The following is a 24516-nucleotide window of genomic DNA, read 5'->3' as shown; positions in this document are numbered from 1 at the left end:
AATTGTTACAGGGTGAAGCAAGACAATTATTTGCGACAAGTTGTTGTACTGTAAGATTACAGTGAAAAACTGCACAGCCTTGAAAGAAGATTTAATCAGGCTTTTGTTAAAGGCGGACGGCTGCCGAAAATTGCTGAGCCGACACGCACATAAGTCGCGCCGAAAGCAATGGCGGTCTCGAAGTCACCGGACATACCCATTGATAATTCAGAGACGCCTGCTTCAGCCGCCAGCTTGCGTAGCAGGGCAAAATGCGGGCCCGGATTTTCATCAACCGGCGGAATGCACATCAGACCGGCAATCTCCAGCCCGTGGACATCACGGCAACGGGCAACAAAGGCAACAGCTTCACGCGGATCAATACCCGCTTTTTGCTCTTCGCTGCCGGTATTAACCTGAACGAATAATTTGACGGCGCGGTTCTGCTTCCTGATTTCTCCGGCAAGACTTGCGGCAATCTTTTCGCGGTCAACAGTCTGGATCACGTCGAACAAGGCTACAGCGTCTGCCGCTTTGTTGGATTGCAGCGGGCCTATCAGATGCAGCTCGACGCCTGAGAATTTCTCACGCAGTTGCGGCCATTTGGCTTCTGCTTCCTGAACACGGTTTTCACCGAAAATACGCTGTCCCGCTTCCAGTGCAGGTGTGATTTCTGCGGCATCAAAGGTCTTGGAAACCGCAACCAACTGCACCGAACCTGCTGTCCGCTGCGCTTCATGTTCACTTTGCGCAATGGCCGTGCAAACTGCTTTGAGATTGTCAGCAAGGGGGCTGGCGGGTGCATTCATGGTATAAATCTCCTTTTTCTGCCGCTTCACTATGGGAGAAGGTTGACGCTTTGGCCAATCCATGATGAAGGTCGCACTACATATTCCATTCTCTTTGCATGAGTAAATACAGCCATGGTAACTGAACGGGCAACCGAACGATATAATCCGCGCGTAAGCGAAGCCCATTGGCAGAAGATCTGGGAAGAAAACAAGATCTTCGAAACGTCCAATGATGATCCACGCGAAAAATATTACGTGCTGGAAATGTTTCCTTATCCGTCCGGCCGCATTCACATCGGCCATGTGCGCAATTACGCAATGGGCGACGTGATTGCCCGCTATAAGCGCGCGCGCGGTTTTAATGTTCTTCATCCGATGGGATGGGACGCCTTCGGTATGCCAGCAGAAAATGCGGCGATGCAGAACAAGGTTCATCCGAAAGAATGGACCTATCAGAATATCGCCACCATGAAACGTCAGCTCAAAACCATGGGTCTGTCGCTGGACTGGTCTCGTGAATTTGCGACCTGTGATGTGGATTATTACCACCGTCAGCAGATGCTGTTCCTTGATATGTTTGAAAAAGGTCTGGTGACCCGCAAAACTTCCAAGGTCAACTGGGATCCGGTCGATAATACGGTTCTGGCCAATGAGCAGGTTGTTGACGGCCGTGGCTGGCGCTCCGGTGCGCTGGTTGAACAGCGCGAACTGACCCAGTGGTTCTTCAAGATCACCGATTTCAGCGAAGAGCTGCTCGCCGGTCTGGATACGCTTGACCAGTGGCCGGACAAAGTACGTCTGATGCAGAAGAACTGGATCGGTAAATCGGAAGGCCTGCAGCTGCGTTTTGCGCTTGCTGAACGCGAAGGCGATATTGAGGTTTATACAACCCGTCCGGATACGCTGTTCGGTGCGTCTTTTGTGGCGATTGCTGCCGATCATCCGCTGGCAAAACAGCTCGCTGAAACCAACGAAGGTCTGGCTGCTTTTGCTGCTGAATGCCGTCAGCATGGCACATCTGTTGCCACGCTCGAAACCATTGAGAAAAAAGGTTTCGATACTGGTTTGCGCGTTCAGCATCCGTTTGATCCTTCATGGACATTGCCGGTCTATGTCGCCAATTTCGTGCTGATGGAATATGGTACAGGCGCGGTCTTCGGTTGCCCTGCACACGATCAGCGCGATCTGGATTTCGCCAATAAATATAAGCTGACTGTTACACCGGTTGTTCTGCCTGCCGGTGCAGATGCTGCAAGCTTCACAATCACCGATACGGCCTATAGCGACGAAGGCACGCTGATCAATTCGCGTTTCCTCGACGGCATGACACCGGAAGCTGCGTTTAATGAAGTGGCAGATCGTCTGGAAAAGACGGATCTCTATGGCAAGCCGCAGGCATTCCGCAAAACACAATATCGTCTGCGTGACTGGGGTATTTCCCGTCAGCGTTACTGGGGCTGCCCGATTCCGATGATTCATTGCGAATCCTGCGGAACCGTGCCTGTGCCGCGCAATGATCTGCCGGTGCAGCTGCCGGATGATGTTACTTTTGACCGTCCGGGCAATCCGCTCGACCGTCATGATGGCTGGCGCCATATTAACTGCCCGAAATGCGGCAGCAAAGCCCGCCGTGAAACCGATACGATGGATACATTTGTTGATTCATCCTGGTATTTTGCGCGCTTCACTGCGCCTTGGGAAAATGAACCGACTGACCGCAAGGCTGCTGATGAATGGTTGCCGGTCGATCAGTATATCGGTGGTGTGGAACATGCGATCCTGCATCTGCTCTATTCGCGCTTCTTCACCCGCGCCATGAAAGTGGCCGGTCATCTGGAAGTGGAAGAGCCGTTCAAGGGTCTGTTCACGCAAGGTATGGTGGTTCACGAGACCTATAAGCATAATGGTCAGTGGGTATCACCGCTGGAAATCCGTATTGAAGACAAAAACGGTGTTCGTTCGGCAACCATGCTGGATTCCGGTGAAACGGTAGAAATCGGCTCGATTGAAAAAATGTCGAAGTCGAAGAAAAACGTTGTCGATCCGGATGATATTATTTCATCTTATGGTGCGGATACCGCGCGCTGGTTCACTTTGTCGGATAGTCCGCCGGAGCGTGATATTGTGTGGACAGAAGCCGGCGCGGAAGGTGCGCATCGTTTTGTGCAGCGCGTCTGGCGTCTGATTTCTGAAGCCGGTGAAAACCTGCAAGGTGTTGCTCCAAAAGCTGCCTATGAAGGCGATGCCGCACAGATTTCCAAGGCTGCCCATAAGACAGTAAAAGCCGTCGGCGACGATATTGAGAAAATCGTCTTCAACCGTGCGATTGCCCGTCTTTATGAGCTGCTGAATGTGCTGAGCACACCTTTGCAGGCTGTTGCTGCCGGTAAAGCCGATGATGTGACCAAAGCTGCCACCCGTGAAGCGACAGATATGTTCATCAGCATGATTGCACCGATGATGCCGCATCTGGCTGAACAATGTAATGCGGTACTGGGCGCGACAGATCTGGTTGCTACCCGTGGCTGGCCGGTGATTGATGAAGCATTGCTCGTTGAAAATGACATTACACTGCCGGTACAGATTAACGGTAAGAAGCGTGGTGACATTACAATTGCGCGTGATGCGGATCAGGCAACAGTGCAAGCAGCGGTTTTGGCTCTTGACTTTGTTCAGGCTGCGTTGAACGGTAGTCAGCCTAAAAAGCTCGTTGTTGTACCGCAGAGGATTGTGAATGTCGTTGTCTGATCATCACACTAAAGACAAATCTCCGATCCGCAAAAAGCGGCTGGCAGTGCTGACAGGTCTCGTCCTGTCAGCGTTTGTTGCCGGTTGTACGGTGCAGCCGCTTTATTCATCAAGTGGCAGTGCCGGTGTCGGTGGTGTGCCTTCCAGTGTTAAAACCAAGCTGGCAACCATCAAAGTGGATGATGTGGATTCCATTCCGGCGCAGGCGGTGCGTAACCGCCTGATCTTCGGGCTGTCCGGCGGGGCAGGGGAACCGTCACAGCCGGCCTATCATCTGGCGCTTGGTTTCTCGACAAGCACAGAATCTGCTGTTGAAGTGGATGTGGGTGATTCAACGGAAGGCCGTGCATCTGCCGGTACAGTTCGTATGAGCTCAAATTATGTGCTGCGTGACAGGGATGGCAAGGTTGTAGCCACCGGCCGCCGTCAGGTCAGTTCATCTTATGACCGTCCGCGTCAGGAATTTGCGAATCTGCGTGCCCATCGTGATGCCCAGCAGCGTGCAGCCGAAGAGCTGGCGCAGTATCTTGTATTATCATTAGCTCAAGATATGCAGAAACTCCCATAGTACCTGCTCCAAAACCGCCAGACTGGGCTGCAAATGGCAATTTCCTGCGCTCCGGTACTCATGTACCTCAAAGTACATTCCGTTCCGGTGCTCAAAAATCACCATTTTCGCCACAGCCTGACAATTTTTGACCGAGGTTCTATATCCGCGTTTCGTGAATATTAAAAAAGCCCGCTTTTCAGCGGGCTTTTTTATTCATTCGTTTATTGCCGGATTAAGCAATCGACTGACCGGTTTTTGCCCAGTCTGCCAAAAATGCTTCCAGACCCTTGTCTGTCAGCGGGTGCTTGACGAGGGCTTTCAGTGTGGCAGGCGGTGCAGTGATGACGTCAGCGCCGATCAGTGCAGCTTCCTTAACGTGATTGACGGTACGCACGGAAGCAGCAAGAATCTGGGTTTCAAAACCGTAATTGTCATAGATCGTGCGGATTTCACCGATCAGATCCATGCCATTCAGACCGATATCATCGAGACGGCCGATGAAAGGCGAGATATAAGTCGCACCGGCTTTGGCTGCAAGCAGCGCCTGATTGGCCGAGAAGCACAGGGTCAGGTTGGTTTCATGGCCATCAGAGGTCAGAGCCTTACAGGCTTTCAGACCATCCAGCGTTACCGGCAGTTTGATGCAGATATTGTCAGCGATTTTCGCCAGAACAGCTGCTTCTTTCATCATGCCTGCATAGTCAGTTGCGGTGACTTCTGCGGAAACAGGACCTTTAACAATCGAGCAGATTTCCTTGGTCACATCAATGATGTTGCCACCGGATTTCAGGATCAGCGATGGATTGGTGGTAACGCCGTCAACCAGTCCCAGATCGTTGAGTTCACGGATGTCTTTGACATCGGCGGTATCCACAAAGAATTTCATTTCAGCTTATCCTCCGTTATGGGCTTGCTGTACAGACGGTATTATATCCGACAAAGATAGGATTGTTTAACGCATATTTCCATAAACCGAAACTGCCTTTGGTGAATAACAGCGCATCTCATCAAGAATTGAATATAAGCAGTGTTTGCGGTTAAGTGCAGTTGTGAAAAATAGCGGTGAAAACAGCATGCCGGAACTGATCGGGATAATTTTTTGAACGGGAAAACAGAGATTAAGACGCGTCGTGTTGTTCCGGTTCTTGTGCCGATGCCAGCGGAACGTCCCTATAGTTATCTGGTTCCTGAGGAAATGGATGTTCAGGCCGGTTCAATTGTGCGCGTGCCGCTGGGCCCGCGTGAAGTAGCTGGTATTGTCACCGATGATGCGAGCGATCAGGTCGATCCTAAAAAGCTGAAATCCATTCTGCATGTTTTCGACTGCCCGCCGGTGAGCCGCGATATGCTGCGCTTTATCCGCTGGACGGCAGATTATACATTGTCACCGCCCGGTATGGTGGCAAAAATGGTGCTGCGTGCACCGGCCGCTTTCGATCCTGAACCGTTCATTCCGGGCTTGCGCTATATTGGCGGCAAAGCCGAGCGGCTGACAGCAGCGCGTGAAAAAGTGCTGGAGGTTGCCAATAATGGTCTGAGCTGGACGAAGTCCGGCCTTGCCCATGCAGCCGGTGTTTCCGGCAGCGTGGTTGAAGGGCTGAAAGCGCAGGGGCTGTTCGAAGAGGTGATGATCCCACCGCCGCCGGTGGTCGGTGAACCAGATCCGTTTTACGGGCAGGCGGAGCTGTCCGAGGATCAGCAGGCTGCAGCACAATGTCTTGTCGAAGCGGTGGAAGAGCAAGTCTATTCGGTCTCGCTGCTTCATGGTGTGACCGGTTCCGGTAAGACAGAAGTTTATTTTGAAGCTGTGGCGCGTGCTGTCGAGTTGGGCAAACAGGTTCTGATCCTGCTGCCGGAAATTGCACTGACTCAGCAATTTCTTGATCGTTTTGAAAGCCGTTTTGGCACGCGTCCTGCAGAATGGCATTCTGATCTGGCACCACGCCAGCGGGAGCGCGTCTGGCGGCAGATTGCGGAAGGTACGGTCAAAGTCGTGGCCGGAGCGCGCTCGGCTTTGTTTTTGCCTTTTGCCAATCCCGGTCTGATTATTGTCGATGAAGAACATGACCCCGCCTATAAGCAGGAAGACCGTGTGTTTTATAATGCCCGCGATATGGCAGTGGTGCGTGGTTCTATCGGAAAATTCCCTGTTATTCTGGCCTCGGCAACACCGTCGATTGAAAGTCTGGTCAATGCCAATCAGGGGCGCTATCGTTATGTGCCGTTGCAGGGACGCTATGCCGATGCGGCTTTGCCGGATCTAAAACCGGTTGATATGCGCCGTTCGCCACCAGTGGCAGGACGGTTTTTGTCACCGGCTTTGACGGAAGCTGTCAGGCAGGTTTTGCAGCGTAAAGAACAGGCTTTGCTGTTTCTCAACCGGCGCGGTTATGCGCCGCTGACTTTGTGTCGCGTCTGCGGGCACCGTTTTCAATGTCCGGATTGTTCAAGCTGGCTGGTAGAACATCGCTTTCGTGGTCAGTTGATGTGCCATCAATGCGGCTATCACGAGAAAAGTCCTGAAGCCTGTCCGTCCTGTGGGGCGCTGGATCATCTGGTGGCTTGCGGTCCCGGTGTGGAGCGTATTGCCGAGGAAACTGCTGCAACCTTTCCGGATGCGCGGATTATCGTGCTTTCATCCGATATGCTTGGCGGGGTGACACGGCTGCGTATGGAGATGGAGGCGATTGCCAAAGGGGAGGCGGATATTGTGATCGGCACCCAGCTGGTCGCCAAAGGCCACAACTTTCCTTTGATTACGCTAGTCGGTGTGATTGATGCCGATCTCGGTCTGGCCAATGGTGATCCGCGTGCTGCAGAGCGCACATTTCAGCTGCTCAATCAGGTGACAGGTCGTGCAGGGCGTACAGGGCGTAAAAGTGTTGGTCTCATTCAGACCTATCAGCCCGATCATCCGGTATTGAAAGCGATTATTGCCGGTGATGAGCAGGCTTTTTATGAACGGGAAATTGAAGAGCGTCAGCGCGGTATGTTGCCGCCTTTCGGGCGGCTGGCGGCGCTGATTATTTCGGCTGACAGCAGAGCAGAAGCGGAGAGCCATGCCCGTGCATTGCGACGTGCTGCGCCGAGAGATAGCGAGATTGAAGTGCTGGGGCCTGCTGAAGCGCCTTTGGCAGTGATTCGCGGGCGACATCGCTTCCGGTTGCTGGTGCAGGGATCGAAACGTTCTGATCTGCAGTCCTATTTGCGGGCATTGCTGCAGGCAGCGCCAAAAGCGCGCGGCTCCTTACGGGTGCAGGTGGATATTGATCCGCAAAGCTTCCTGTAACTTGCAGAGTTTTAGAAGCCTTGCTTGGCAGCGGTATCAATGCGAACCGATAATTTTGCTTTGCTTGGCTCGAAGTCAGGAATATAGCTCACTTATCGTGTTATGTTTGGTGCTGCTCACAGAGAAGCAACGACGGTTTTAAGAGGTGTAACGTGGCGTTTTATCTACCTTCAAGTCAGGGTGAATGGCTGGCATGGACTGTGGGCGTTATCACGTTGCTCTTTGGTTTGATCCTGATGTTTGCACCGGGAATGTCGCTGAAAATTCTGCGCCTCAACGCTCCTGATCTGCGTGCCAATGCTCTTTCATCGGTACGGGCGACCATTGCGGGGCCTTATATCGGCCTTGGCGTGGCCTGTCTGTTATTCGCGCAACCGTTCTTATGGATGGCGCTGGGTTGCGTCTGGGGCTTTGTGCTTTTCGGCCGTCTGATTTCGATGATGTCGGATAAGGCTAACAGTTTTTATAACTGGATTGCCGTTGTAGTTGAGTTGATGCTGGCCGCAGGCCCGTTGCTCTTTGCTTTCGGCTTTGTTGCCTGACTTTTGAAACAGGCCGCGCTTCAGCAGAATCTGTCAGACAGAGGCTGAAGCGGGAATCAGTTGCGGCTGAATTATGCTCCAAAGAAAAATCGTATGATGTGAGCATAATTTTGCCGGAATTCTACAAATGGTTAGCGAAATGCCTGTTTGGATAATCCGGCATTTTCTTCGCGGTAAAAACATCCTGAATATTCATTTAAGCTATTGTTATATTTGAATAATTATAAGCGGCGATGATTTTTACAGCCTGCAGTGCTTATGAACTTTAGCTCATGAAACTTGTCCGCAGCATCAAAATAGCACTGTAAAGCGCATGAAACGGCGGGATTCGCGTGTTGCGAGTCCTGATTGTCTATGCTAGACGGCTTTCGAATTTCAATGCAGTCAGGCGGGTCGTCCGCAGGGCACAGATGGCGGTGCAAATCGGCACTTCATCGGGGGGTATTGAAAAACATCAATAAAATCGCTGTTTTTGTGCATGGATAAACTATGCGTTAAAAGCGGGATTTCAACCAAGAGAGATGGTTATTCGTGACAGGATCGTCTTCGCTCATTTCCGGTGTTGCTCAGCGCTATGCTGGATCCCTGTTTGATCTGGCGCTTGAGTCTAAATCCGTTGCTCAGGTGGAGAAAGATCTTGGCCGCATCGAGGCTATGATCGGTGAAAGCGAAGAACTTCGCCGCCTGATCCACAGCCCGGTCTTCTCTGCTGAAGATCAGCTCCATGCAATCGCTGCAGTTGCAGACAAAGCCGGTATCACCGGTCTGGTCGGCAATTTCCTGCGTGTTGTTGCTGGTAATCGCCGGCTTTTCGTATTGCCGGACATGATCAAAGCTTTTTATCTGATCGCCGCTGAAAGCCGCGGTGAAGTTGCAGCTGATGTGACTTCTGCCCGTGAATTGACGCAGGCGCAGCAAAATGAATTGAAGGCGACGCTGAAGAGTGTGGCCGGCAAGGACGTGACAATCAATGTCACTGTCGATCCGTCGATTCTTGGCGGTCTCATTGTGAAGCTGGGATCGCGTCAGATTGACACTTCCCTTCGCACTAAACTTTCTTCTCTTAAGCTTGCACTGAAAGAGGTCGGCTGATGGACATCCGCGCTGCGGAAATTTCCGCAATTCTGAAAGAGCAAATCAAGAATTTTGGCCAGGAGGCAGAAGTCTCCGAAGTTGGTCAGGTTCTTTCCGTTGGTGACGGTATCGCCCGTGTATACGGTCTGGACAATGTTCAGGCCGGTGAAATGGTCGAATTTCCGGGTGGCATCCGCGGTATGGCGCTCAACCTTGAAAGCGACAACGTTGGTGTTGTTATTTTCGGTTCTGACCGTGACATTAAAGAAGGCGATACCGTTAAACGTACCGGCGCCATCGTTGACGTTCCAGTCGGTCCTGGCCTGCTCGGCCGCGTTGTTGATGCTCTTGGTAACCCGATCGACGGCAAAGGCCCGATCGTTGCAACCGAGCGTCGCCGCGTAGACGTTAAAGCTCCTGGTATCATTCCGCGTAAATCGGTTCACGAACCGATGTCGACCGGTCTGAAAGCCATTGACGCTCTTATCCCTGTTGGTCGTGGTCAGCGCGAGCTGGTTATCGGTGACCGTCAGACCGGTAAGACCGCAATCATTCTCGACACCTTCCTGAATCAGAAGCCGATCCATGATAACGGCCCTGACAAAGACAAGCTGTTCTGCATCTATGTTGCGATCGGCCAGAAGCGCTCGACCGTTGCCCAGTTCGTTAAAGTGCTCGAAGAGCGCGGCGCACTGGAATATTCGGTTGTTATCGCTGCGACTGCTTCCGATGCTGCGCCTCTGCAGTATCTGGCGCCGTTCACAGGCTGTGCAATCGGTGAATATTTCCGCGATAACAGCCAGCACGCTCTGATCGGTTATGATGACCTTTCCAAGCAGGCTGTTGCTTATCGTCAGATGTCCCTGCTGCTGCGTCGTCCTCCGGGCCGTGAAGCTTACCCAGGTGACGTATTCTATCTTCACTCCCGTCTTCTCGAGCGTTCAGCTAAGCTGAATGACGAACTCGGTGCAGGTTCTCTGACCGCTCTGCCGGTTATTGAAACTCAGGGCGGTGACGTTTCCGCGTTTATTCCGACCAACGTGATTTCGATCACAGACGGTCAGATCTTCCTTGAAACCAACCTGTTCCACCAGGGTATCCGCCCTGCTGTTAACGTTGGTCTGTCGGTTTCCCGCGTGGGTTCTGCCGCTCAGATTAAAGCGATGAAACAGGTTGCCGGTTCGATTAAGGGTGAGCTCGCTCAGTATCGTGAAATGGCTGCGTTTGCGCAGTTCGGTTCCGATCTGGATGCTGCAACCCAGCGTCTTCTGAACCGCGGTGCGCGTCTGACTGAACTGCTCAAGCAGCCACAGTTCTCGCCGCTGAAAACCGAAGAACAGGTTGCTGTGATTTTCGCCGGTGTTAACGGTTATCTCGATAAGCTGGCTGTTAATCAGGTTGGCAAATTTGAAGCCGGTCTTCTGGCATCGCTGCGCAACGAGCACAAAGATGTGCTGGATGCGATCCGCGATCAGAAGGCAATCAGCGACGAAATCAAGGGCAAACTCAAGGCAGCTATCGACGCTTTCGCCAAGAACTTTGCTTGATTAACTCTGACGGGATGAACGGATGCCTTCACTAAAGGATCTGAGAAACCGTATCGCCTCGGTTAAGGCGACGCAGAAAATTACCAAGGCGATGCAAATGGTCGCTGCGGCTAAGCTGCGTCGTGCCCAGGAAGCAGCCGAAGCGGCACGGCCGTATTCTCAGCGGATGAGTGCAGTTCTGGCCAATATTGCCCAGAATGTAAGCGGTGATGATGCACCGAAACTGATGGCGGGTACCGGTAAAGACGATGTGCATCTGCTCATCGTCGCTACTGCGGAACGTGGTCTGTGCGGTGGTTTCAACTCGCAGATCGCACGTCTCGCCCGTGAACATGCCCGCCAGTTGCTGGCAAAGGGTAAGACAGTAAAAATCATTACTGTCGGCAAAAAAGGTGCGGACATTCTGCGTCGTGACTTTAGCGGTCAGATCATCGATCACGTTGATCTGCGCGAAGTTAAGCAGCTTGGTTTCGCCAATGCCGACCAGATCGGTCGCAAACTGATCGCGCTTTTCAACAAGGGCGAGTTTGATGTTGCGACACTGTTCTACTCGCAGTTCAAGTCGGTGATTAATCAGGTTCCGACTGCTCAGCAGCTTATTCCGGCATCTGCCAATGGCGGAGCTGGTGATGCTGGGGAAGCGGTTTCTACTGGTGGTGCGATCTATGAATATGAGCCGGATGCGGCTGCTATTCTTGACGATCTTCTGCCGCGCAACATCTCTGTCCAGATTTTCAGCGCTCTGCTTGAAAATGTGGCCGGTGAAATGGGCGCAAAAATGAGCGCGATGGATAACGCAACGCGTAATGCGGGCGATATGATCAACAAGCTGTCGATCACATATAACCGTCAGCGTCAGGCTCAGATCACCACAGAACTGATTGAAATTATTGCGGGCGCGGAAGCGCTCTAATCGGAAGGTAAGGATCGATGGCTAAAGCAGCGACACCGAAAACTACCAAGACCACGGCAAAGGCTAAGTCCGGCGAGGCTGCATCTGGTGCAGTCGGCCGTATCAAGCAGGTCATCGGCGCTGTCGTCGACGTCCAGTTTGATGATCATCTGCCTCTGATCCTGAACGCGCTGGAAACCGACAACCTCGGTAACCGTCTCGTTCTGGAAGTTGCTCAGCATCTTGGCGAAAATACAGTACGTACCATTGCTATGGACTCGACCGAAGGTCTGGTTCGCGGTCAGGAAGTACGTGATACCGGCGATGCGATCCGCGTTCCGGTAGGGCCTGAAACACTCGGCCGTATCATGAACGTGATCGGTGAACCAGTTGATGAAGCTGGTCCGATCGTGACTGCTGCGACCCGCGGTATTCACCAGCCGGCTCCTGAATATATCGAACAGTCACCTGAATCCGAGATTCTGGTAACCGGTATTAAGGTTGTGGATCTTCTCGCCCCTTACGCTAAAGGTGGTAAGATTGGTCTGTTCGGCGGTGCGGGCGTTGGTAAAACCGTTCTCATCATGGAACTCATCAACAACGTGGCTAAAGCCCACGGTGGTTACTCGGTATTCGCCGGTGTTGGTGAGCGTACCCGCGAAGGTAACGATCTTTATCACGAAATGATCGAATCCGGCGTTAACAAGCTGGGTGGCGGCGAAGGCTCGAAAGCAGCTCTCGTTTACGGTCAGATGAACGAGCCGCCAGGTGCGCGTGCCCGTGTTGCTCTCTCCGGTCTGACGATCGCTGAAAGCTTCCGTGATGACGGTCAGGACGTGTTGTTCTTCGTGGATAACATTTTCCGCTTCACACAGGCTGGTTCGGAAGTGTCCGCGCTTCTCGGCCGTATTCCTTCCGCTGTGGGCTATCAGCCTACACTGGCAACGGATATGGGCGCGATGCAGGAACGCATCACCACCACAACCAAAGGCTCGATCACTTCGGTGCAGGCAATTTACGTTCCTGCCGATGACTTGACTGACCCTGCGCCTGCGACTTCCTTTGCGCACTTGGATGCGACAACGGTTCTTAACCGTTCGATCGCTGAAAAGGGTATTTATCCTGCTGTTGATCCGCTTGACTCAACATCCCGTATGCTTGACCCGATGATCGTTGGTGAAGAGCATTACGAGACTGCCCGTCAGGTTCAGTCAATTCTGCAGCGCTACAAGTCGCTTCAGGACATCATCGCCATCCTTGGTATGGACGAATTGTCTGAAGAAGATAAGCTGACAGTGACCCGTGCCCGTAAGATCGAGCGCTTCCTGTCCCAGCCGTTCTTCGTGGCTGAAATCTTCACCGGTTCGCCAGGTAAGCTGGTTGATCTTCAGGATACAATCAAAGGCTTTAAAGGCCTTTGCGCAGGCGATTACGATCACCTGCCTGAAGCAGCTTTCTACATGGTCGGTTCGATTGAAGAAGCGATTGAAAAAGCACAGAAGCTGGCACAGGCCGCTTAATGTGATTGGTCAGGCAGGCTTTGGTCTGCCTGACCGTTCTTACAACAGGTGTGTCTCTTCAGACCCTCTTGTAAAACAGAGTTAAAACTGACAGCGTTGTTTCGATACGCTGACCTATAGAATTCAACGCCGGAACACTGTTTCAGAGCAGCTTGTTCAGGAAATTTGAGTGAGAATCATGGCTGGAACCTTCAAATTCGAACTGGTATCACCGGAACGCCTGTTGCTCTCTGCAGAAGTGAGCGAAGTGGTCATTCCCGGTAGCGAAGGCTATCTGACAGTTCTGGCCGGTCATGCTCCTTTGATGACCACCATTATTCCCGGTAAAGTAACAGTCAAAACTGCTGACGGTAAGAGCGATGCTTATATCGTTTTCGGCGGCTTCACTGACATTACACCGGAAGGCTGCTCATTGCTGGCAGAATCCGCACTTCATATTGATGAAGTTAAGCGTGAAGATATTGCTGCCCGCATCGAGCATGCACGTCAACTGATTGATGATGCTGCTTCACCGGAGCATCGCACTGCTGCAGAATTGTTCCTGCATCAACTGACAACTCTTGAAGGCGCTATTCTGCCTGCATAATGCAGCGCGTTTGCAGCCTTTTGATTATAAAAAAACCGCGATAAATTTATCGCGGTTTTTTTGTATCTAAATAGATTTACAAAATCAGTTCTGTTCAATCGATACGCCTTGCTCACCGATTTTCAATTCGACACCTTTGGGTTTGGATTCCTGCTGATAGGTGTAAATCGAAAAGCCGATAATAATTACAATGAGCGCTCCGAGCAGAATATATAATCCGTTTTTATTCATAAGACCTCAGATATGCAGTGTTGTTCAGCGATCCCCATATTACAGGGATCACTTCTGTCTTGCTGAAATTATTCTCTTAACGGCGGGCTAACAGAGCCAGTAGCAGACCGATACCGGCGACAAGCGCTGCGGTTGCCAAAGGATTTTCTTTGGCTGTTTCGGTCACGACCTGTGCCTGATGTCTGACTTCTCTTGCTGCAACGCGGCCGCGTTTACGGAGAGTCTCATAGGTTTCGGATGCATTCTCGCGTGCATCATCGTAAAATGCAGAACCCTGCTCGGAGAGTTTCTTGGTCACCGAAGCCAGTTCGCTTTTCAGTTCCGCAATCTGGTCTTCAAATGTCTTTTCTGCATCATTACGCAATTTGGAAGCCATAGTGATCTCCTTGTGTGATGGCCATAAACCGGAGACGGGTATCTTCCGGTTCAGAAAACTATTCAAAGAGATAACGATGCAGCGCGAAATAAGTTCCTGAGTTTAATAAATTGCCTGTCTTCCCAGCCGAATAGGAGGAACTTAGTCCTGCTGCAAGCGGGTGGAGCAGGGGTCAATCACTACACCATCCTCAAAGCTGTTGGTCAGCATCCCGCTTACTTCCACATGATCTCCGGCTTTCAATGCACTATTGTCATATTCAAGACAGATGACTTGCAGTCTCTGGTTCGGGCAAAGCTCTGTTACGGCAATCGGATTGGCCTCATGTACAGCTTTGACTTTTGCCTGCAGAGTAATTTCCGGCCATTGTTCGGATGTTTTGTCCCATTTGTCTGCAAGGGTACCAATGGTCTTGCAGCTGGTTACAACCGGCCCCTGATAATCACTCTCAGCTGTTTGCGTAAAACCGGTACTGCTGAACAGGAATAGCAGGCAAGGTGCTGTTAATAATTTGAATGAAAAATGCGAATTAAAAACAAACATATAGCCGATAAGCCTTTCGGAGATGATGCAGGCTTATCGGCAGCAATTACGGCACTTATGGGGTGAGTGTACGCAGATAGGCGATGAGCTGTTTTGCGCTTTCAATGGCGGCTGTTTCATCGCGGGAGACAATTGCATCAATCATCTGCGTATGGGCGGTTGAAGAATCCTGCAGGCTGTTGTCACGGCGCAGGCGGAACCAGAAGCGGCGGCTGTGGCTTTGCAGAGGCGCGGCCAGACGTGTGGCATAGCTGTTGAGTGAGGCGCTGCCAAGAACTTCATCAAACGCTTTATCGGCGTCCAGAAATAACGGGATATCCTGCGTTGTGGCGGCTTGCTTCATCATGACCGCAGCTTCGCGCAGTTTCTCATGCTCATAAGCACCGGAATAACGCGCTGCATCGCGGCAAAGAATTTGTTCGACACCTTCGCGGGCATCCAGAACCTTGGTGAAATCCTTAGGGTCAAGGGCCGTAATCGCAATACCCGAGCGCGGCCGCACTTCCATAAGGCCTTCCCATGCCAGCCGCTGAATAGCTTCGCGCACCGGTGTTCTGCCCATGCCGGTGAGCTCGATCAGGACACGTTCATTGGTAACACTTCCCGGTTGCAGCTGCAGTGTAACAATATGGCGTTCGAGCAGCCGGTAAGCCTGATCCGAGAGGCTGAGTGCGGTTACTGTCTGCTGGTCGTCGGAATAGTCTGACTGCCCTGACATAAAGGCTTTATCCTTGTTCTTGATAGCAGTTCTGCTGCCGGCAGAATTTGCGGCAAGCTGTGCTCTGCTTTAGTTTTTGCGAAGCCGATATCGCTGAAGCGCAATATGCAGGATGTATAAATTTCAATGATATTTTTCTGAGAGATACTACAAGAAGCCGGTTTTCTCAATATGAGTGCCGGTCGTCCTGGCTGGGCGATTGTTTATAAGTCTGCATTATCCCGTGCAGAATTTAATTGACGCGCATTCTGAATTTAGATATATCAGAAATATATCAATTGGGAGAGTGATTATGTGGTCAGGTATTTTTCCGGCAGTCACAACAAAATTTACTGAAAATGATGCTCTGGATCATAAAGAAATGGAGCGTTGCTTCGGTCTGCAGATTGATGCGGGCGTTGACGGTTTTGTTGTCGGCGGCTCACTGGGTGAAGGCCCGATGCTGTCGGGAGAGGAAAAGCTGGAAGTTTTCAAAACCGCCCGTGCGGTTGCCGGAAAACGTCCGGTGCTGATGACCGTTTTCGAGGCCGGTACACGTGAAGGTGCTGCTGCTGCCAAAGCTGCTGCGAAAGCCGGTGCAGACGGACTGATGGTTGTGCCAAGCCCGATCTATTTCACCAATCCTCAGGAAACTGTCACCACATTGAAAGCCATGGCTGCTGCCGGTGGTCTGCCGGTGATGATCTATTCCAACCGCATGGCCTATCGTGTGGATGTGACCGGTGAATGCCTTGAGGAACTGGCGAAGGACGATCTGTTTGTTGCGATTAAGGAATCCTCGGATGATATCCGTCGCACAATCGATATCGTCAATCAGTTCGGCGATCGTTTTGATCTTTTCACCGGCGTAGACAATCTGGCTTTTGAAGCACTGACAACCGGTGCAATCGGTTGGGTTGCCGGTGTTGTGACTTCGCTGCCGCGTGAAACTGTGGTTCTGTATCAGCTCATCAAACAGAAGCGTTATGATGAAGCGCTGCCGCTTTATCGCTGGATGCGTCCGCTGCTTGATCTCGATGTTTCAACCTATCTGGTGCAGAATCTCAAGCTGATTGAAGTTCATGCTATTCAGTCGAATGACCGTGTTCGTCTACCGCGCCAGCCGCTGAGCGGAGAGCGCCGTGCACAGGTCGAAAAGATTGTAAAACAGGCTCTGGCGACACGGCCTGAACTGCCAAAAATCTGATGATCTGAACCCCGGTTAATTCAAAAATAATCGGGGTTTTTTCATAGCAAGAATGTATTTTACGGCGTAAGGTCTGCACCAGCTGAAATAACAATAAGTGTAGCAGGCAGGAGGGCACATGGCGTCGGTCAATAGCGTCAATGTGGATGGGAAGCAGAATAATTCTGAAATTATTATAATCGGGGCAGGTATTGTCGGTATCGCTGCAGCAGCTGTGCTGAGCGAGGCGGGGCATTCTGTGCTGGTTGTGGATCGCACCGGTATTTGTGAGGAGACAAGTTCCGGTAATGCGGCGGCACTGGCATTTTCTGAAGTCTTGCCACTCGCTTCCAAAGGTGTGATGAAAAAAGTGCCGGGCTGGCTGATGGATCCGCTGGGGCCCTTCGCTATCCGTCCGTCTTACTTGTTGAAATTGCTGCCATGGCTTTATCGTTTCTGGCGTGCGAGCAGCCCTTCGGCTTTGCGCAACAGTACTGTCGTGCAAGGGCAGATGATGCAGCTTGCCGAACGCGAAATGCTGGCATTGGCTGAACGTGCCGGTGTGACGGACATGATCCATCATGAAGGCAATCTTGAGCTTTATGAAAGTGAAGCTGAACTGCAGGCGGCTATGCCGGGCTGGGAAGCCAAAAAACAGGCGGGCATTGATTATACTGTGGTGCGTGGCGCTGAACTGGCAGCCTTGCAACCGGGATTATCACCGCGTTTTGTGGTTGGCTGTTTTGTTCCGAAATGGAAAAATGTCTCCGATCCGAAACTTTATGGCAAAGCTCTGTGGGCTTATGCAGAGAAACTCGGCAGCCGCTACCGGCAGGGTGTGGTTACTAAAATCGCGCATATGCAGGGCGGAGCTGAAGTCACGCTGGCTGACGGCAGTAAGCTGCAGTGCAAAAAACTCATTGTTGCCGCAGGAGCATGGTCACATCATCTGAGTGCCCAGCTGGGCGATGCGGTGCCGCTGGAGACAGAACGCGGATATAATACCACGCTGCCGGTCGGGGCTTATGACATCCGCCGTCAGCTGACATTCCCCGGTCATGCTTTTGTGATTACGCCGCTGACGACCGGCGTGCGTGTGGGCGGTGCGGTCGAACTCGGCGGGCTGACATTGCCGCCGAATTATGCGCGTTCAGAAGCTATGCTGAAAAAAGCAAAGCAGTTCCTGCCACAGATGAATATTGAGGGCGGGCGGCAATGGATGGGCTATCGTCCTTCAACGCCGGATACGCTGCCGGTCATCGGTTATTCATCGGCCTCCAAAGATATTGTCTATGCTTTTGGCCATGGACATCTGGGGCTGACACAATCGGCGGCAACAGCACGGCTGGTAACGCAACTGCTTAATCACGAAACAACCGCACTGCCTGTCAGTGCTTTCAGTCCGAAACGTTTTTGAGAAACATCATGGCAAAACATTCCTTCTTCTGTGTTGATGGTCATACCTGCGGGAACCCTGTCCGGCTTGTTGCCGGCGGGGGGCCGAACCTGCATGGCTCAACCATGATGGAAAAGCGGGCGCATTTTCTGGCCGAATATGACTGGATCCGTACAGGGCTGATGTTTGAACCGCGCGGTCATGACATGATGTCCGGCTCGATCCTGTATCCGCCGACACGGGAAGACTGCGATGTGGCAGTGCTGTTTATTGAAACATCGGGCTGCCTGCCGATGTGCGGACATGGCACGATCGGTACTGTAACCATGGCGATTGAGCAGGGACTGATCACGCCGAAAGTACCGGGCAAGATCAATCTGGATACACCGGCCGGTAAAGTCGCGATCGAATATGAGCAGAACGGCCAGTATGTGGAGAGCGTGCGGCTGACAAATGTGCCGGCATTTCTCTATGCGGAAGGTCTGGAAGTGGAATGTCCTGATCTCGGCATGCTGAAAGTTGATGTCAGCTATGGCGGAAATTTCTATGCAATTGTTGAAGCGCAACAAAATTACACGGATCTTGTCGATTATTCGGTACTGGATCTGATCGGCTGGAGCCCTGTTTTACGTCAGCGACTCAATGAGTTGTATAAATTTCAGCATCCGGAACTGGCTGATATCAACCGCCTCAGCCATATTTTGTGGACAGGAAAACCGACGAAACCGGAGGCTCATGCACGAAATGCCGTTTTTTACGGGGAAAAAGCGATTGATCGTTCACCATGCGGCACCGGTACTTCGGCGCGTATGGCGCAGCTGGCAGCACGCGGAGAGCTGAAGGCAGGCGACGATTTTGTCCACGAATCTGTGATCGGGTCACTGTTCCACGGACGTGTGGAGGCAGAGGTGCAAGTTGCTGATAAGAAAGCGATAATTCCGTCAGTTGCCGGCTGGGCGCGCATGACCGGATATAATACGATTTTTATTGATGACCGCGATCCGTTCGCGCACGGATTTGTAGTTCGTTAAAGACGTCGCAAACGGAACATTGTTCAATCTTTGAAACAATGCAGAAGGGCGATTGACCGGCATTAAATTATGAGTAATCTTAAATTTCAGGAGCAGAGCAGGGGGAATATAATACTATATTACTAGTCGTTATTTCTATAGTTTCTGTGTATGCGAGCTATCCGGTTTGGCGCATGTTCAGCCAAAGACAGAGGGAAGCTTGTCTGGCTACGCAGAAACTATCGGGGGAGAATTTTGCCTAAAATGCTGAAATGAATAATGCCGGTCTGTCCTTAGGGACATGCGGCGGATCTATAAATGCTGGGCGGTACCAAGGCGGATTTTGCCTGCCGGATTGTGCAGTAGGAGTAAACGATCTGAAATATAAGGGAAGAGCCTGTTAAAGGTGACAATAATTCAGATCATAAAAGGGTGACTTTGCAATGGAATATTTTATCCAGCAAGTGATCAACGGGCTCACGCTCGGATCGATCTATGGATTGATCGCCATCGGCTATACCATGGTTTATGGTATTATCGGCATGATCAATTTTTCTCACGGTGATGTTTTTATGCTCGGCGCCTTTATGGCGCTTATTGTTTTTTTATTGCTGACAACATTTGTCGGTGCAGTACCTGTCGTACTTGCAATCCTGCTGATGATGATTGTCGCTATGATCCTGACCAGTATGTGGAGCTGGACCATTGAGCGGGTCGCCTACCGGCCATTGCGCGGGTCTTTCCGGCTTGCACCGCTGATTACAGCAATCGGTATGTCCATTGCGCTGTCCAACTTCGTGCAGGTCACACAGGGGCCGCGTAACAAGCCGATCCCTTCGCTGATTAATGACTCTTATTCATTATTCGGTACCAGTGTTATCATCTCGCTGAAACAGATCGTTATCATTGCAGTTACCATCGTTCTGCTCACAATCTTCTGGTATATTGTTAACCGTACATCCTTGGGGCGCGCCCAGCGTGCCTGCGAACAGGATCGTAAAATGGCATCACTGCTCGGTATCAATGTTGACCGCACGATTTCTCTGACCTTCGTTATGGGCGCCGCACTGGCCGCCGTGGCCGGTACGCTTTATCTCACATTCTACGGGGTTATCTCGTTTACAGACGGCTTTATTCCGGGTGTGAAAGCGTTCACCGCAGCGGTTCTCGGCGGTATCGGCTCGCTTCCGGGCGCTGTGATCGGTGGCTTGCTGATCGGTCTGATCGAGGCGCTCTGGTCTGCCTATTTCTCGATTGATTATAAAGATGTTGCTGCGTTCTCGATCCTTGCGATTGTGCTGATCTTTATGCCTTCCGGCATTCTCGGCCGTCCAGAAGTTGAAAAGGTGTAACATGACCAATGCTTTTCAAACTTCTCCGGCGGGTGCGCCGAAGGCTGAACCGTCAGATTTTGCAGCCGGTATCCGCGAAGGTATCATTGCAGCCATTCTGGCATTCGGCCTGTTCGTACTGATCGTCGGTTTCAAAACCGAGCAGAATATCAATAATGAGCTGGTGCTGGTTCAGCGCTGGGGGCTGTTGTTTACCCTTGTAGCTCTGGCAGGTATCGGCCGTTTTCTGCACCGCGCTTTTCTTGTGCCATATATGGCAAAGCGCGGAAAATCCGAAAAACAGGTTGTTGCCAGCGGTGATGTTTCGTTCTTCCGTAAGAATTTTTCGAAACTGGCAATCCTTTTCCTGTTTATCTATCCGGTGCTGATTGTTCTGACACTTGGTTTTCAGGGCTCCCTGAAATGGGTTGATAATTTCGGCGTACAGATCCTCATCTATATCATGCTGGCATGGGGGCTGAATATCGTTGTCGGTCTCGCCGGCCTGCTGGATCTGGGTTATGTGGCCTTCTATGCGGTCGGTGCTTATTCCTACGCATTGCTGTCCTCCTATTTCGGTCTGTCTTTCTGGACGCTGCTGCCGGTTGCCGGTATTCTCGCAGCCTTCTGGGGCATTATTCTCGGCTTCCCTGTGCTGCGTCTGCGGGGGGACTATCTTGCGATCGTGACACTGGCTTTCGGTGAAATCATCAGACTTGTGCTGATAAACTGGACGGCGGTCACCAAGGGTACTTATGGTGTGTCGGGTATTGCCAAGGCCACCTTCTTCGGTATTCCGTTCAAAGCCGGTCCTGATGGTTTTGCTGCCACTTTCGGTCTGCAATTTTCCGCAGCCCATTATAAAATCTTCCTCTATTACGTCATTCTGCTGCTGGCGCTTTTGACCGCATGGGTCACAATCCGCCTGCGCCGTATGCCGATCGGCCGTGCATGGGAAGCACTGCGTGAGGACGAAATTGCGTGCCGTGCGCTGGGTATCAATACGACAACAACCAAGCTGACCGCCTTTGCAACCGGCGCGATGTTTGGCGGCTTTGCCGGTGCCTTCTTCGGCGCGCGTCAGGGCTTTGTCAGCCCGGAATCCTTCATCTTCCTCGAATCCGCGGTTATTCTTGCCATTGTGGTTCTTGGCGGCATGGGATCGCTGATCGGTATTGCGATTGCTGCAATCGTGATGATCGGCGGTACAGAAATCCTGCGCGAACTTTCATTCCTGAAAGCCGTGTTCGGCCAAAGCTTTACGCCGGAACTCTATCGTATGCTGATTTTCGGTCTGGCTATGGTTGTTGTGATGGTCTGGAAACCGCGTGGTTTTGTCGGTCATCGTGAACCAAGCGCCTTCCTGAATGAGCGTAAGCTGGTGTCCGGTTCCTTTACCAAGGAAGGTCACGGTTGATGGCGGGGATAAATACTATGGCAAATTCTGAACTTGCTGAAAAAAGACAAAACGCCGATACCATTCTGAAAGTCGAGCATCTTTCCATGCGTTTCGGCGGTCTGGTGGCAATTAATGATCTGAGCTTTGAAGCCAAACGCGGCGAGATCACTGCGGTGATCGGGCCGAACGGCGCGGGTAAAACCACCGTGTTTAACTGCCTGACCGGTTTCTACAAGCCGACCGGCGGTATGGTGACAATGCAGCATAAAAACGGCGATAAGTTCCTGCTGGAACGGATGCCGGATTTTGTGATTACCAAAAAAGCCAAGGTTGCCCGTACCTTCCAGAATATCCGCCTTTTCACAGGTCTGACGGTTCTGGAAAACCTGCTGGTTGCCCAGCATAATCCGCTGATGGTGTCATCCGGCTTTACCTTTCTGGGGCTGCTCGGATTTCCCGGCTATAAAAAGGCAGCGAAAGACGCGATTGAAAAAGCGCGTATCTGGCTTGAGAAGATCAATCTGATCCATCGTGCTGATGATCCGGCAGGTGATCTTCCTTATGGCGATCAGCGCCGTCTGGAAATTGCCCGTGCTATGTGCACCGATCCGGAAATGCTGTGCCTTGATGAGCCGGCTGCCGGTCTGAATCCGCGAGAATCTGCGGAGCTTAACAAGCTTTTGCTGGATATTCGTGCAGAGACAGGCACGTCCATTCTGCTGATCGAACATGATATGTCGGTGGTTATGGAAATTTCCGATCATGTGATTGTGCTTGAATATGGCACGAAAATCTCTGACGGCGCTCCGAGCTTTGTGCAGAATGACCCTAAAGTTATCGCCGCCTATCTTGGTGTTGATGATGATGAGGTAACCGATCTGATTGAAGGCTCCGGCGGTGACGTCGGGGAAGTCGATCAGCTGGTCACGCAGCTTGCAGATGTTGATCCTGCGGATGAGGTTGCTGCACCGGAGCATCTGGCCGGTGGTCTGGATGCGCCGCGCGGCGGTATCGCTGATAATCTGACCCTGATTAAAGGGATCGGCAGTGTTAACGAGACTAAGCTCAATGCCCATGGCATCTATCATTTCGATCAGATTGCCGCGTGGACAGAAGCTGAAATCAAACAGGCTGAGATGTATCTGAGCTTTGACGGCCGTATTGCCCGTGAAGACTGGGTAGGGCAGGCACGTCAGCTGGCCAGCGGCGGAAAAACGGAATTCTCATCCCGTGTGGAAGCCGGCAAAGTACCGTCCAGCCATGAGACATCCGAAGATACAGATTCGACGAAGAAAACTGAGGGGGGTAAATGATGCAGGCTCAGAACCCGCTTCTGGTTATCGATAAGGTTGAAACCTATTACGGCAATATCTGCGCGCTGAAAGGTGTTGATGTCACGGTTAAATCCGGTGAAATCGTCACGCTGATCGGTGCAAACGGTGCCGGAAAATCAACTCTGATGATGACGATTTTCGGTGCACCGCGTGCCCGCACCGGACGTATTCTTTTTGAGGGCAAAGATATTACTTCTATGCCGCCTCACGAGATTGCAAAACTGCGTATTGCGCAGTCTCCGGAAGGACGCCGTATTTTCCCGCGCATGAGCGTGATGGAAAATCTGCAAATGGGTGCCAGTCTCGATAATCAAAAATACTTTGATGAAGATGTGAAACTGATGTTTGATCTGTTTCCGCGTCTTAAAGAGCGTATCAATCAGCGCGGTGGTACTCTGTCGGGCGGTGAGCAGCAGATGCTGGCGATTGCCCGTGCATTGATGGCGCGGCCAAAATTGCTGATGCTGGATGAGCCGTCACTTGGTCTGGCGCCACTGATCGTCAAACAGATTTTTGAGGCGATTAAAGAGCTGAACCGCACTACCGGACTGACTGTGTTTCTGGTGGAGCAGAATGCTTTCGGTGCGCTGAAACTTGCCCATCGCGGTTATGTGATGGTCAATGGTGTGATTACTATGAGCGGCAGCGGGCAGGAGCTTCTGGCAAATCCGGAAGTCCGCGCAGCCTATCTGGAAGGCGGACGTCATTGATGGGAAAGCCGGACAAACAAATTGTCCGGCACTCTTCATAATGTTCAGCTTTAGACGAATTAACGCAGTTTCTGACAAGCCGGGGCGCTCAAAAATCAGCCTCACTTCCGGAAACTGCACCAGCCGGAAATTTCGTTCAGAAATCCGGTGAATTGGGGAGAATTATTGATGCAAGGCATTCTCTATGAAGAGCCGTCATTCTGGCTGTTTTTGTTGATTACCTGCATTCTCGGCGGTTGGGCCGCATGGATGACAGGGCGGGCCTGCGCACAAACATGGCGCCCATATGCAATGTTTGTGCTCTATCTCCTGCCTTTGACAGCGATGGTTCGTTTTATTCATTTTGCAATGTTTGAAGGAACATTGCTGTCGCTGCATTACTATCTGGTCGATTTTGTTGTGTTGCTGGTGATTGGCACGCTTGGCTATCGTTTCACAAAGGTGAAGCAGATGGTGCGTCAATATAACTGGCTCTATGAACAGACTTCACCATTTTCCTATAAGTCGAAATAACAGGCGATTTAAGGGAACCAAGAAACAACATCCCTGAGCTGATTATTGACTTTGGGGTGTTTGAAATTGCAATATTCCGCTTTGCGGGAACGAAGTGAGTATTGTGATACGCCGGTGTAACACTCCGGTATGAACTGCCCGGGAAACCGGTTTCTGCTTAATGATTGTAATAAAAATAACCGGCCGATCATCGGTATTGCACCGCAAAACTTTGATCTCCGTATTTAATAAAACAAGGAAACTGATCTGCGGCAGACGGTTTCCGGCATAAT

General features: G+C 51.6%; 23 protein-coding genes. 17 read left to right on the top strand and 6 right to left on the bottom strand.

Going from position 1 to position 24516, the window contains the following annotated elements:
* Positions 1-95: 95 nt before the first annotated feature.
* Entirely contained in the window at positions 96-788 is a 693-nt protein-coding gene (locus JNC80_RS14310) for a YggS family pyridoxal phosphate-dependent enzyme (RefSeq protein WP_376710668.1), read from the bottom strand.
* 114 nt (positions 789-902) lie between these two features.
* Between JNC80_RS14310 and leuS the strand changes: the two genes are divergently transcribed.
* The gene (leuS, locus tag JNC80_RS14305; protein WP_376710667.1) at positions 903-3518 is read left to right on the top strand and encodes a leucine--tRNA ligase; all 2616 of its coding nucleotides are present in this window, start codon (positions 903-905) and stop codon (positions 3516-3518) included.
* Positions 3505-4086 carry an LPS assembly lipoprotein LptE gene (gene lptE, locus JNC80_RS14300; protein WP_075657253.1) on the top strand — a complete coding sequence of 194 codons (582 nt, stop codon included), beginning with the start codon at positions 3505-3507 and terminating at the stop codon, positions 4084-4086. Before leuS ends, lptE begins: the two co-directional genes overlap by 14 nt.
* Positions 4087-4300: 214 nt before the next feature.
* Here the strand turns inward: lptE and fsa are convergent, their stop codons facing one another.
* Entirely contained in the window at positions 4301-4954 is a 654-nt protein-coding gene (gene fsa / locus JNC80_RS14295; RefSeq protein ID WP_075657254.1) for a fructose-6-phosphate aldolase, read from the bottom strand.
* A 267-nt stretch (positions 4955-5221) separates the two neighbouring features.
* On the opposite strand from fsa, the gene JNC80_RS14290 reads away from it, so the two are divergent.
* The 7 genes from JNC80_RS14290 to JNC80_RS14260 all read left to right on the top strand — a co-directional run bounded on the left by JNC80_RS14290 (position 5222) and on the right by JNC80_RS14260 (position 13518).
* A complete protein-coding gene (locus JNC80_RS14290) occupies positions 5222-7357 on the top strand; it encodes a primosomal protein N' (RefSeq protein WP_445482810.1) in 2136 nt (711 codons plus the stop codon).
* Between the two features lie 152 nt (positions 7358-7509).
* Positions 7510-7899 carry an AGROH133_08824 family phage infection protein gene (locus JNC80_RS14285; RefSeq protein WP_376710665.1) on the top strand — a complete coding sequence of 130 codons (390 nt, stop codon included), beginning with the start codon at positions 7510-7512 and terminating at the stop codon, positions 7897-7899.
* Positions 7900-8430: 531 nt separating this feature from the next.
* On the top strand, positions 8431-8991 hold the full coding sequence (locus tag JNC80_RS14280) for a F0F1 ATP synthase subunit delta (RefSeq protein WP_022709893.1): 561 nt from the start codon (positions 8431-8433) through the stop codon (positions 8989-8991).
* Entirely contained in the window at positions 8991-10520 is a 1530-nt protein-coding gene (gene atpA, locus JNC80_RS14275; RefSeq protein ID WP_022709894.1) for a F0F1 ATP synthase subunit alpha, read from the top strand. Before JNC80_RS14280 ends, atpA begins: the two co-directional genes overlap by 1 nt.
* Positions 10521-10542: 22 nt before the next feature.
* The gene (locus tag JNC80_RS14270; RefSeq protein WP_022709895.1) at positions 10543-11433 is read left to right on the top strand and encodes a F0F1 ATP synthase subunit gamma; all 891 of its coding nucleotides are present in this window, start codon (positions 10543-10545) and stop codon (positions 11431-11433) included.
* Between the two features lie 17 nt (positions 11434-11450).
* Complete coding sequence (atpD, locus tag JNC80_RS14265; RefSeq protein WP_022709896.1) at positions 11451-12932, top strand: F0F1 ATP synthase subunit beta; 1482 nt, start codon at positions 11451-11453, stop codon at positions 12930-12932.
* 178 nt (positions 12933-13110) lie between these two features.
* A complete protein-coding gene (locus JNC80_RS14260) occupies positions 13111-13518 on the top strand; it encodes a F0F1 ATP synthase subunit epsilon (RefSeq protein ID WP_022709897.1) in 408 nt (135 codons plus the stop codon).
* 84 nt (positions 13519-13602) lie between these two features.
* Here JNC80_RS14260 and JNC80_RS14255 read toward each other — a convergent pair whose 3' ends face one another.
* The 4 genes from JNC80_RS14255 to JNC80_RS14240 all read right to left on the bottom strand — a co-directional run bounded on the left by JNC80_RS14255 (position 13603) and on the right by JNC80_RS14240 (position 15386).
* The gene (locus JNC80_RS14255) at positions 13603-13749 is read right to left on the bottom strand and encodes a hypothetical protein (RefSeq protein ID WP_170265303.1); all 147 of its coding nucleotides are present in this window, start codon (positions 13747-13749) and stop codon (positions 13603-13605) included.
* Between the two features lie 76 nt (positions 13750-13825).
* Positions 13826-14125 carry a hypothetical protein gene (locus tag JNC80_RS14250; RefSeq protein ID WP_376710664.1) on the bottom strand — a complete coding sequence of 100 codons (300 nt, stop codon included), beginning with the start codon at positions 14123-14125 and terminating at the stop codon, positions 13826-13828.
* Between the two features lie 141 nt (positions 14126-14266).
* A complete protein-coding gene (locus JNC80_RS14245) occupies positions 14267-14668 on the bottom strand; it encodes a hypothetical protein (protein ID WP_376710663.1) in 402 nt (133 codons plus the stop codon).
* 55 nt (positions 14669-14723) lie between these two features.
* A complete protein-coding gene (locus JNC80_RS14240) occupies positions 14724-15386 on the bottom strand; it encodes a GntR family transcriptional regulator (protein WP_220158541.1) in 663 nt (220 codons plus the stop codon).
* Positions 15387-15678: 292 nt separating this feature from the next.
* Here JNC80_RS14240 and JNC80_RS14235 point away from each other — a divergent pair, with 292 nt between their 5' ends.
* The 8 genes from JNC80_RS14235 (at position 15679) to JNC80_RS14200 (ending at position 24244) form a co-directional block, all read left to right on the top strand.
* The gene (locus tag JNC80_RS14235) at positions 15679-16572 is read left to right on the top strand and encodes a dihydrodipicolinate synthase family protein (protein WP_028233386.1); all 894 of its coding nucleotides are present in this window, start codon (positions 15679-15681) and stop codon (positions 16570-16572) included.
* Positions 16573-16690: 118 nt separating this feature from the next.
* Positions 16691-17968 carry an NAD(P)/FAD-dependent oxidoreductase gene (locus JNC80_RS14230; protein ID WP_376710662.1) on the top strand — a complete coding sequence of 426 codons (1278 nt, stop codon included), beginning with the start codon at positions 16691-16693 and terminating at the stop codon, positions 17966-17968.
* Between the two features lie 8 nt (positions 17969-17976).
* Complete coding sequence (locus tag JNC80_RS14225; RefSeq protein ID WP_376710661.1) at positions 17977-18978, top strand: 4-hydroxyproline epimerase; 1002 nt, start codon at positions 17977-17979, stop codon at positions 18976-18978.
* A gap of 422 nt (positions 18979-19400) precedes the next feature.
* Entirely contained in the window at positions 19401-20309 is a 909-nt protein-coding gene (locus JNC80_RS14220; protein WP_022709905.1) for a branched-chain amino acid ABC transporter permease, read from the top strand.
* 1 nt (position 20310) lies between these two features.
* Positions 20311-21705, top strand: a complete 1395-nt coding sequence (gene livM / locus JNC80_RS14215) for a high-affinity branched-chain amino acid ABC transporter permease LivM (protein WP_022709906.1) — start codon at positions 20311-20313, stop codon at positions 21703-21705.
* 17 nt (positions 21706-21722) lie between these two features.
* Positions 21723-23000 carry an ATP-binding cassette domain-containing protein gene (locus JNC80_RS14210; protein ID WP_225685293.1) on the top strand — a complete coding sequence of 426 codons (1278 nt, stop codon included), beginning with the start codon at positions 21723-21725 and terminating at the stop codon, positions 22998-23000.
* On the top strand, positions 23000-23731 hold the full coding sequence (locus tag JNC80_RS14205) for an ABC transporter ATP-binding protein (RefSeq protein ID WP_376710709.1): 732 nt from the start codon (positions 23000-23002) through the stop codon (positions 23729-23731). The genes JNC80_RS14210 and JNC80_RS14205 overlap by 1 nt, the downstream gene beginning before the upstream one ends.
* A gap of 168 nt (positions 23732-23899) precedes the next feature.
* Entirely contained in the window at positions 23900-24244 is a 345-nt protein-coding gene (locus JNC80_RS14200; RefSeq protein WP_022709909.1) for a DUF6867 family protein, read from the top strand.
* Positions 24245-24516 lie beyond the last annotated feature (272 nt).

The sequence above is a fragment of the Pseudochrobactrum lubricantis genome (genome assembly GCF_041929865.1).
GTDB classification, from domain to species: Bacteria; Pseudomonadota; Alphaproteobacteria; order Rhizobiales; family Rhizobiaceae; genus Pseudochrobactrum; species Pseudochrobactrum saccharolyticum.
This window is presented reverse-complemented; position numbering and strand designations above follow the sequence as displayed.

Excerpts from the sequence above, each read along its gene's own strand:
- JNC80_RS14310 (WP_376710668.1), bottom strand. The coding sequence starts at position 788 with ATGAATGCACCCGCCAGCCCCCTTGCTGACAATCTCAAAGCAGTTTGC.
- leuS (WP_376710667.1), top strand. The coding sequence starts at position 903 with ATGGTAACTGAACGGGCAACCGAACGATATAATCCGCGCGTAAGCGAA.
- lptE (WP_075657253.1), top strand. The coding sequence starts at position 3,505 with ATGTCGTTGTCTGATCATCACACTAAAGACAAATCTCCGATCCGCAAA.
- fsa (WP_075657254.1), bottom strand. The coding sequence starts at position 4,954 with ATGAAATTCTTTGTGGATACCGCCGATGTCAAAGACATCCGTGAACTC.
- JNC80_RS14290 (WP_445482810.1), top strand. The coding sequence starts at position 5,222 with ATGCCAGCGGAACGTCCCTATAGTTATCTGGTTCCTGAGGAAATGGAT.
- atpA (WP_022709894.1), top strand. The coding sequence starts at position 8,991 with ATGGACATCCGCGCTGCGGAAATTTCCGCAATTCTGAAAGAGCAAATC.
- JNC80_RS14270 (WP_022709895.1), top strand. The coding sequence starts at position 10,543 with ATGCCTTCACTAAAGGATCTGAGAAACCGTATCGCCTCGGTTAAGGCG.
- atpD (WP_022709896.1), top strand. The coding sequence starts at position 11,451 with ATGGCTAAAGCAGCGACACCGAAAACTACCAAGACCACGGCAAAGGCT.
- JNC80_RS14260 (WP_022709897.1), top strand. The coding sequence starts at position 13,111 with ATGGCTGGAACCTTCAAATTCGAACTGGTATCACCGGAACGCCTGTTG.
- JNC80_RS14255 (WP_170265303.1), bottom strand. The coding sequence starts at position 13,749 with ATGAATAAAAACGGATTATATATTCTGCTCGGAGCGCTCATTGTAATT.
- JNC80_RS14250 (WP_376710664.1), bottom strand. The coding sequence starts at position 14,125 with ATGGCTTCCAAATTGCGTAATGATGCAGAAAAGACATTTGAAGACCAG.
- JNC80_RS14245 (WP_376710663.1), bottom strand. The coding sequence starts at position 14,668 with ATGTTTGTTTTTAATTCGCATTTTTCATTCAAATTATTAACAGCACCT.
- JNC80_RS14240 (WP_220158541.1), bottom strand. The coding sequence starts at position 15,386 with ATGTCAGGGCAGTCAGACTATTCCGACGACCAGCAGACAGTAACCGCA.
- JNC80_RS14235 (WP_028233386.1), top strand. The coding sequence starts at position 15,679 with ATGTGGTCAGGTATTTTTCCGGCAGTCACAACAAAATTTACTGAAAAT.
- JNC80_RS14230 (WP_376710662.1), top strand. The coding sequence starts at position 16,691 with ATGGCGTCGGTCAATAGCGTCAATGTGGATGGGAAGCAGAATAATTCT.
- JNC80_RS14225 (WP_376710661.1), top strand. The coding sequence starts at position 17,977 with ATGGCAAAACATTCCTTCTTCTGTGTTGATGGTCATACCTGCGGGAAC.
- JNC80_RS14220 (WP_022709905.1), top strand. The coding sequence starts at position 19,401 with ATGGAATATTTTATCCAGCAAGTGATCAACGGGCTCACGCTCGGATCG.
- livM (WP_022709906.1), top strand. The coding sequence starts at position 20,311 with ATGACCAATGCTTTTCAAACTTCTCCGGCGGGTGCGCCGAAGGCTGAA.
- JNC80_RS14210 (WP_225685293.1), top strand. The coding sequence starts at position 21,723 with ATGGCAAATTCTGAACTTGCTGAAAAAAGACAAAACGCCGATACCATT.
- JNC80_RS14205 (WP_376710709.1), top strand. The coding sequence starts at position 23,000 with ATGCAGGCTCAGAACCCGCTTCTGGTTATCGATAAGGTTGAAACCTAT.
- JNC80_RS14200 (WP_022709909.1), top strand. The coding sequence starts at position 23,900 with ATGCAAGGCATTCTCTATGAAGAGCCGTCATTCTGGCTGTTTTTGTTG.